This window comes from Psychrobacter sp. (assembly GCF_030457785.1).
GTDB lineage: Bacteria > Pseudomonadota > Gammaproteobacteria > Pseudomonadales > Moraxellaceae > Psychrobacter.
On sequence record NZ_JAKDUI010000102.1, the window covers coordinates 1 to 9,065 of the forward strand.

Below are 9,065 nucleotides of genomic sequence, written 5' to 3' on the forward strand. Positions count from 1 at the left end.
TTACATAGTTAACATAAAATTACATCATAATATAATACTAAAACGCTGTGGCGTTGTGGTTCAGCTCATCAAATTAAGTAGGATTGAGGTTTGCTTAAGCAGTGTATTAATAGCACTTGCCAGTCATTTTTATACCATCAGTATGATTCCTTTTAATAATCCGTCTATCCAGTAAACTGCTGCTGCTTGAGATGACTCAAAGAGAGTATTGGCTTTTGTGTTTTATAGCACTTACAATCAAACCACTATTAAAGTTCAGACGATCAATGAGCATTCTTGAAGGTTTTCTGTAGCAGCCATCATCTCTTCTAGAACGTACCCTAATATGCTCTGATAGTTATCTTCAAACTATTTTTAACCTAAATTGTGACGGCAGATAGCACTATGGCAACACTTTCAAGTGCCGAAAAAAAATTTCTAACATCGCTTGTGAAGTCGGTAAAACGCCAACTCAACGCAGCTTGGGCGCTTGCCATTGTCAACACATTACTATTTGTCTGCCAGGCATGGCTACTTGCCAACCTTTTTAGCACTTGGCTTTACAACCATTTTAATGAGCTGCCACTGTCTACTAACGTCTCTGTTTATTGGCTTATCGGTCTCGCCGGTTGTTTTATGGTACGACCACTACTCAATAGTGGACGAGAACTCATCAGTAGTCGCGCCAGCCTCAGAGTACGCAGTGAGCTTCGTGAGTCACTATTATCAACCATGGCAACCTTAGGAGCAAACCTACGGTATTTTGGTAGCGATGGTAGTTTATCTAGCCAAATTATTGATCAAACAGATGCGTTGGATGGCTTTATCAGCAGCTTTAGCGTACAGCGCAAGGTGGCTGCTAGCACCCCTTTCATTCTACTGATTGCTGTAGCATGGCAAAGTCTCTTGGCCGCAGCGCTACTGTTATTGACCGCCCCTTTAGTACCTATCTTTATGATATTGATTGGGCACTTAACCGCCCGTAAAAGCGCAGATCAATTCACTGCTCTGGCTCAGCTTAGTGGTCGTTTTTTAGACTGGGTTCGGGGTATGCCGACATTAAAACGCTTACAAGCCACCGACAGTGCTAATCATGATTTAGCCATAAGTAGCGAAGATTATCGCCGCCGTACGATGGATGTTTTAAAAGTTGCTTTTTTAAATGGGGCTGTCTTAGAGCTATTGGCCGCACTCAGTATTGCACTGGTGGCTGTTTATCTTGGCTTTGGATTAATAGGTATTTTGCCATGGGATAAAGGGCATGTACCAGTACCATACTTTGGCGCCTTATTTATTTTGCTATTGGCTCCAGAGTTCTATTTACCCTTGCGCCAATTGGGCGCTGACTACCACGCCAAAGCTCAAGCCGAAGGTGCAGTACAAAGCTTATTGCCGATTATCACGGCCGCCAAGCAGCCCATACGAGCAGATGCAGCCGAGATGAGCGATAACAATCCTCTGCCTAATGCTAATAATATCGCTGCAACGTCATTAGACGTCTCTCAAGCATTTGGTATAGAAGCATGCGACCTCAGTATTCGCAGTCCAATCACTCCCTCCTCAGACTTGACCAAAACAGACAAAACAGGCACTTCTTTCAGCTATCGAACGCGCCTACAACCAATCAGTTTTACTCTACGCGCGGGTGAACGAATGGCTGTCGTTGGTGATAGTGGCAGCGGAAAATCAAGTCTATTGCAAGCATTAATGGGCTTTGTGCAGTATGAAGGCGACCTTACTTTAATCAGTGCTGATGGTATCGAGCAAATCACTTACCAAGATATCGACATAGAGTTATTGCGACAAAATATCGGCTATTTAGCGCAGCAAGTAGCACTCATGCCCCTCACGATTGCAGAAAACTTGCGACTTGCCAATCCTAGAGCAACAGATCAAGAGCTGATTGATGCGCTAGAGAGGGTGGCATTGTGGGATCTGATTAAACGCCTACCTGATGGGGTTGATACTCAGCTTGGCGAGCGTGGGCAAGGATTGTCAGGCGGTCAACAGCAGCGGCTAGGTATTGCACAGCTGTTACTTCGTGATGACAGTCTTTGGCTGCTCGATGAACCTACCGAGCATTTAGACCCGGATACCGCCCAACATCTACACACCTTACTCGAGACAGTCAGTCGTGATAAAACAGTCCTGTGGATCACACATGCGCACGAGCAGCTCGATTGGTTAGATGGTGTGATAAGACTGTCTCTGCCGTTAGTTGCTGACAACCAAACGCCTTCTTTAAACGCGCCAACCAATCCGTTAGGAGGTGCATCATGAACAAACACACATCACCCAACGGACTTGATCATCAGTCTATCGATAACCATGCACCCGTCTTTCGCTTACGAGATATGTTCAAGCCCTCATTTGATTTATGGATTATCTCATGGCTGCTAGGTCTGATATTTGCTATCTCTATCATTTCACTACTAATGATATCAGGCTGGTTTATTACTGGTGCTGCTCTGGCAGGTATGCTGGCCGTGGGATCGCATGCGTTTAACTATATGGTGCCAGCCGGTATCATACGCATGCTCGCAATGGCACGTACGGCAAGCCGTTATGGCGAACTGATGGTTTCTCATCATGCTGTGTTTGATTTGTTAAAAACCCTGAGGTTAAAGTTCTTTAATCGCTTAGCCGTCAAACCTTTATCTGAACAGCGCTCTGCATTACATGCTTCTCAATACATGCATCGGCTGGTCAGTGATATCGACAAACTGGATGAGTTCATATTACGGGTTGTGTCTCCTTGGTTGATCAGCACGATAACGATGATACTACTGGCGATGTTTATCGGTTTCGTACTGCCTATTAGCACCACGTTAAAGCTGATGATTTTTACTCTGTTAGCCTTAGCTTTATTACTGCCATTGCTAGGTACTTTCTTGGGAATCGACCAAGCACAACGATTGGCTGACGTATCTGAAGCACGCCGACATAAGCTCCTTGCTCCATTGGCCATCATTACCCAATTACTACTTTGGCAACAATGGCGTGCGCAAACCAGAGACTATATAAACCAAGACAATGACTTACAGCAATTGGAGTGGCAAGCACAGAAGCAACGCTCAGTCTATATTTTGGGTATTCAGTGGTTGTTTTATTCGAGCATTCTGCTGGTATTATTTGCTGTAGCCACTTTGGAACAAGGCACTTCTATCAATGTGCCGCTCATACTAGCCGTCACACTTGGATTGCTCGGTATTCAAGAGATCGTGGTACCTTTGGGACAGCACTATCTATCACTTGGAAGTAGTATTGCTGCCAAAAATCGCTTAAATGCTTTGCTGAATCAGCCATTCAATAATGACGGCCGGGCGATACACGCTAAAGATGCTATTACAATAGAAGCATCCAACCTTTTATTACCCTTACCCACTGGAGTACTTACCGCAAATCTCAAAAGCATCTGTGCAAAAATACCCAAAGCATTGGTTGGCGCTCAAAACGTCAATTGCACTATTGAGTCAGGCACGCCACTGATTATTCGCGGACCTTCAGGGTGCGGCAAATCTACACTGCTGCAAATGCTCGCAGGTGAATTACCTGCATTGTCTGGTGAGGTGACTTTGAACGGTCAAGCTTGGAGTGATTACGACTGGCGCGATCAGCTAGGGTATTTGGGTCAGCAGCTTGATATCTTTGATCAAAGCTTGGCAGCCAATTTACGTTTGGGGAAAAGAGACGCCAGTGATGCAGAGTTAATGGCAGCTTTGGATAAAGTCTGCCTGACACAATGGTTACAAGCGCAGCCTCAAGGGCTTGCCACACCGCTCGGTGAATATGGCTCAGCTATTTCTGGTGGTCAAGCGAGGCGTATTGCGCTGGCAAGACTGCTACTAAAACCGCGGCGCATATTATTGCTTGACGAGCCGTTTGCTGGTCTGGATGCCAAAACTCGTGCGCAAGTGTGGCAGAGTGTGCGCTCACACCAGAAAAACGATTTATTAATTATCGTCAGCCATCATCAGTGGGACATGGGGCACTGTAAGTCATTAATACTAGAGGAAAGCGTATTTACCAATGACCTTGCCTTCACGTGAAGGTAAAGATATTGATAATAAAAAAACCACTTAGACCTTATCTAAGTGGTTTTTTTATTTCAAGAAGCCGCTGCTTTAAACCGCTAAATCATCTTTTTCACCTAGCTCATATAAAGCTCCTGCACGACCAACGATGAGTGGATCGACATTACCCACCTGCTTTTTATCTTTATTTTCGTACGGCAGTTTATTGAGTACATAACGCATGGCATTTAGACGAGCACGTTTTTTACAGTCTGACTTAATCACAATCCACGGCGATTCAGCAGTATCTGTATTATAAAACATCGCTTCTTTAGCAAGTGTATAATCATCCCACTTGTCGAGAGAGGCTTTATCAATCGGTGACAATTTCCATTGTTTTAAGGGATGCGCTTCACGTTGAGCAAATCGACGTCGCTGTTCATCACGACTGACTGAAAACCAAAACTTGATCAAATGAACGCCTGAATCAATCAAATATTTTTCAAAGTCAGGCACTTGCTTCATAAAAGACTCATACTCTTTATCGGTACAGAACTCCATGACTCGCTCAACACCAGCTCGGTTATACCAAGAGCGGTCAAACAAAACCATCTCACCTTGAGTGGGTAAATGCTGAATATAGCGCTGAAAGTACCACTGTCCGAGCTCTTGTTCGGTTGGTTTTTCAAGTGCAATCACCTTAGCACCGCGCGGATTAAGATGTTCCATAAAACGCTTAATCGTACCACCTTTGCCTGCAGCATCACGACCTTCAAAGACGATAACTACTTTTTGCCCCGTGTCTCGCACCCAATGCTGTAGCTTCAATAGCTCAACCTGCAAACGATATTTTTGCTTCTCATAGTTTTTACGTGATAATCGGTTTTTATACGGATAGCCACCTTCACGCCAGTTATTAGACAGCTCATCATCTTTGATGCTACCTGTTTTTGCATGATTGGCCAGTGCATGCTTGGCAAATATATCCTTAAGTTTTATTAAATCATCAGGAGAAACGTCATGAATTAGGGCTTGTAAATGCTCAGAAATACTATCGATATTACCATCAGCCAAATCTTTCAGTAATACCTGATCAATGACTTCTTTAGTCTTTACGCGAGAGCCATCTCCTTTCTTCTTGGTTTCGTACTTCTCGATATTTTTTTATCCGTAATATAAGCATCATTTACTTTTTCAACCTTACTTGGCTTTTTTGTCATAACTTACCCCACTCACAAAATTAAAATACTTTAAAAAAACGACTCTTTCATATTTATTTTATTACATATAAATAATAACTACAGAGTTATTCATTATTTCTTACAAAAAAACCACGTTACTGTTAAGGGTATTGTCAGAGAGGTTTAAAACGAGTACAAAACAAGCCGACATGAGGTGCCTTGGATATGAAATAACTGTGGAGCGGCTCATCTTGTTTTTTGAACTTAGCATCGCCCTAGTTGAAGCATCACGGCATATTGAAGTATAACGATATAAAAAAGCCACCTAAATTTAGGTGGCTATCTTTTCGCATATTTTTATCAACATTTTTAAAGTGAGGACACGCCCTAGTACACATTACAACGTCAAAAGCAAATAACTCTATCAGTCACTAAAACGACGCTCATGATAATTATTTTGCAAACGATCTATTTAAGCTTTTTTTACCACCGATGACTTCAGCTTCATCGGGCCATGGTTATCTAGCTTACAATCAATATCATGGCCATCTGTCGCGTCTGGTAATAGGCGAATACTTTTCGCTTTGGTACCGACTTTAATCACGATTGAAGAACCTTTGACCTTCAAGTCTTTAATCACCGTCACAGCATCGCCGTCTTGTAGCTCGTTACCAACTGCATCACGAATGACGGCTGCCTGCTCTTCAGCTTGCGCGGCATCAGTCTCAGCTGCTGTCCATTCATGCGCACACATGGGGCAAATCAATAACGCACCATCTTCATAGGTATATTCAGCATCACATTTCGGACAATTAGGTAAGCTCATCATTCCCTCCGCAGACATCATCAATTAGGTTTATTATCGAGCTCTCATTGTATCTCAACTCGTACTTTTTAACCAATTTATACAGTTGAAAAACAATCGCCACGCCCAATTTATACCTTGATATCTACTTCAATCATGTCGTTTCTTATGATGGTGCTTTTTGTGGTACTCTGCTTAGCATCATTTAGATTTTCACGCACTACATTTTGATCAAAGTACTAGGGCATGTCTTTAATGAGTGACCCTGCATTAAAAGGATAATAACAATGACTCAAGTTTCAGATGGATCGACTCTGCCGCAATTTTCTCAATTGACTATTGAAGGTGAGGATGCCGAAAAATTCTTACAAGGTCAATTAACCTGTGACGTTACCAAGCTTGGGCTCAGCTACCAAGCAGCCGCAATTGGCAATTTAAAAGGTCGCATTGAGTTCGGTATTTGGATAAAAAAACAAGCAGAAAAACAGTTTGAGATAGCGATTAGTACAGACTGTGCGGATGCCTTACAAGCACATTTAAAGAAGTTCGGCGCATTTTCAAAGTTTGAGACCAGCGCACCGACCTCGATTTATCCTTGCTTACTCGATGATGATCCGACCTTCAGTCACAAAGACGATCATAATACACCAGAGGAAGCCGAAGCTTGGATGCGGTGCAGCATCGCAACGGGCAATTATTGGATCATAGCGGCGACTCAGAGCGAGTTTCAACCGCAAGAATTGCGTCTGCATCAACGTGGTGGCATGGACTACGACAAAGGCTGCTATCTCGGTCAAGAAGTTATCGCTCGTATTTACTTCAAATCTGCACCCAAAGCATTTTTGCACTATGTACAGGGGTCAAACTCACAAGACGGTGACGCTGTGCCTGCAGCCGGTGATAAACTGGGCAAAATACAAGTGGTCAACTCAATGGCAACCGCCGACGGCTTTATCGCTTTGGTCGTCGCGCGCCCAGAGCACCTAGCCGATAGCGACCTCACCGCTTTAGCATTGCCAACAGCACTGCAGGCTGATGTCGCCCGTCAAAAGTAATCTGCTCAGCAACAAGCTGATAGCATCATTCACCGAAAAACTGATAGCCATTCATAGCAACCATCATGGATGAATAATAATCTTGATGGTTGCTATAAATCATAATAGAGCGTCCTATGACACATATCGCGGTACTCGGAGCAGGCGTGGTGGGTGTAACCACCGCATGGTATCTTCGCCAAGCAGGCTATGATGTGACCGTAATCGAGCGTGAACCAGCAGCAGGAATGCAGACTTCCTTTGCCAATGGTGGGCAGATATCTGTCTCGCATGCCACGCCTTGGGCGAACCCCGCTACGCCAATGAAAGCACTGAAATGGCTATTTAAAGAGGATGCGCCGCTGCTTTATCGCTTGCGTGCTGACAAGGCACAAATCAAGTGGGCAATGCAGTTTTTGCAAGAGTGCCGAGCAAGTAACGCCGATGCCAATCTGGTTCAGATGGTGCGTCTGGGCTTGTATTCACGCGATGCTTTACAGCAGCTACGTGCCGATATCGGCATTGATTATGAACAGCAAACACGCGGCATCATGCATTTTTATACCAACCAAGCAGAGTTTGATGCAGCCGTTGCACCCACGGAGCGTATGCAGAAGCTTGGCTGTGAGCGCCACATTATCGACATCAATAACGCTGTCAACCTAGAGCCAGCACTCTACCCCATTTCTCATAAACTCACTGGTGCGACCTACACCAGCCGTGATGAATCAGGCAACGCCCATCTGTTTACTCAGCGTTTGGCTGCACGCTGCGCTGAGGCTGGCGTGCAGTTCATGTATGGCACTGAGATCCTAGCTATTAATATGGATACTCAAGCCTCTCGACCACATGTACATAGTATTACCATTCGACCTAATGGTGAAAATGCGCAGACTTTCAGCGCCGATAGCCATGTGCTAGCGCTTGGTAGTTATAGCGTGTCATTGATGAAGCCGCTTGATATTCATCTGCCTATTTTCCCTGCAAAAGGCTATTCAGCCACCTATCAAGTCAATCCTCGTGCACCGCATTTGGCACCCTTTGTGAGTCTCATCGACGATGAGTTTAAGCTGGTTGCATCGCGGCTTGGTGACAAATTGCGTGTCGCTGGAACGGCAGAATTTAATGGTTATAATTTGGATTTGAACAACACACGCTGCGAAGCCATCACTCGCCGTGTGCAGCAACTTTTCCCCAAAGGTATTATTGCCAACTCTGTTCAGTATTGGACAGGGCTACGACCGATGACTCCGTCAAATGTGCCGTTAATTGGGCGGGCACACATGGGTCAAGTTCGGCATGGTAGTTCTAATGTGGATGCTAGCTTTGACAACCTATGGCTCAATACTGGTCACGGTACGCTTGGTTGGACACACTCTTGCGGCTCAGCAAAAGCGCTCAGCGTATTGATACAAGGTGAGACGCCTGCAGTCGATTTCGACTTTGTCGGTAGCCACACTCGATAGATAATACTATCCAACTCTCACAATCTCACCTATCGGTTTAATAAGCTTAAGCGTATATCCCATCACATATGCTTCATCTAGGCAACGTAGCGAAAAATAGCGAGAAATGAGAGCCGTTATCGCCGTGCCAACAAACTAGTGCGTCTAATATCTAGAGACTAAACGCACCAGCTATTATCGTCCGTCAAAGGTTCAGGCTATTTACTTTATATTTGATATCCATCACATCAATGACTTTAAAGATTATCCAATAACTGTTTTTTGGCTTACCTACTTGCCTACTTTCTTTACTTAACTTGTTGTAAATTCACCTTTTCATTACATAGACCCGTGGCTGATTACACAGTTATGCAGGCGGCTATCATATGGCAACACTCTAAACATCGCGTATACAGACAGCGCCAGTCTGAGCATCTATATTGGACGGTACAGGTTGGTTACCCCCTAGCCAGCTCAAGCGGGTAAAAATCAGATAAAGGTAGGCGGAAAAACCACCCTGATAATAGATTCAATCATAGAAGGAATATAATAATGGGTGGTGTTCTAAAAAGTATGCTGGCATCAGACGTAGCCATAATTGACATAAA

The 9,065-nt window shown here is 44.2% G+C and carries 6 protein-coding genes; 4 read left to right on the plus strand and 2 right to left on the minus strand.

All coding sequences use genetic code 11. The features are described 5' to 3' along the window. The first annotated feature begins 384 nt into the window (after positions 1-384). Positions 385-2,259, plus strand: coding sequence for a thiol reductant ABC exporter subunit CydD (gene cydD / locus L0J61_RS06420; RefSeq protein ID WP_301465502.1), 1,875 nt, complete (start codon positions 385-387; stop codon positions 2,257-2,259). Continuing rightward, a complete protein-coding gene (locus L0J61_RS06425) occupies positions 2,256-4,028 on the plus strand; it encodes an amino acid ABC transporter ATP-binding/permease protein (RefSeq protein WP_301465503.1) in 1,773 nt (590 codons plus the stop codon). The genes cydD and L0J61_RS06425 overlap by 4 nt, the downstream gene beginning before the upstream one ends. Positions 4,029-4,103: 75 nt before the next feature. On the opposite strand, the gene ppk2 is transcribed toward L0J61_RS06425, so the two are convergent. Both ppk2 and L0J61_RS06435 read right to left on the minus strand, forming a co-directional pair. Continuing rightward, positions 4,104-5,066: a polyphosphate kinase 2 gene (gene ppk2, locus L0J61_RS06430; RefSeq protein ID WP_301465504.1), complete on the minus strand. Its 963-nt coding sequence runs from the start codon at positions 5,064-5,066 to the stop codon at positions 4,104-4,106. 579 nt (positions 5,067-5,645) lie between these two features. Next, complete coding sequence (locus L0J61_RS06435; protein WP_301465505.1) at positions 5,646-5,999, minus strand: zinc ribbon domain-containing protein YjdM; 354 nt, start codon at positions 5,997-5,999, stop codon at positions 5,646-5,648. Positions 6,000-6,265: 266 nt separating this feature from the next. Here L0J61_RS06435 and L0J61_RS06440 point away from each other — a divergent pair, with 266 nt between their 5' ends. Both L0J61_RS06440 and L0J61_RS06445 read left to right on the plus strand, forming a co-directional pair. Then, positions 6,266-7,033, plus strand: a complete 768-nt coding sequence (locus L0J61_RS06440; RefSeq protein ID WP_301465506.1) for a folate-binding protein YgfZ — start codon at positions 6,266-6,268, stop codon at positions 7,031-7,033. 116 nt (positions 7,034-7,149) lie between these two features. Beyond that, positions 7,150-8,478 carry a D-amino acid dehydrogenase gene (locus tag L0J61_RS06445; RefSeq protein ID WP_301465507.1) on the plus strand — a complete coding sequence of 443 codons (1,329 nt, stop codon included), beginning with the start codon at positions 7,150-7,152 and terminating at the stop codon, positions 8,476-8,478. Positions 8,479-9,065: the final 587 nt, after the last annotated feature.

What these genes read in the sequence shown, in the direction of transcription:
- cydD (WP_301465502.1), top strand. Translation starts at nt 385, where the DNA reads ATGGCAACACTTTCAAGTGCCGAAAAAAAATTTCTAACATCGCTTGTG.
- L0J61_RS06425 (WP_301465503.1), top strand. Translation starts at nt 2,256, where the DNA reads ATGAACAAACACACATCACCCAACGGACTTGATCATCAGTCTATCGAT.
- L0J61_RS06435 (WP_301465505.1), bottom strand. Translation starts at nt 5,999, where the DNA reads ATGAGCTTACCTAATTGTCCGAAATGTGATGCTGAATATACCTATGAA.
- L0J61_RS06440 (WP_301465506.1), top strand. Translation starts at nt 6,266, where the DNA reads ATGACTCAAGTTTCAGATGGATCGACTCTGCCGCAATTTTCTCAATTG.
- L0J61_RS06445 (WP_301465507.1), top strand. Translation starts at nt 7,150, where the DNA reads ATGACACATATCGCGGTACTCGGAGCAGGCGTGGTGGGTGTAACCACC.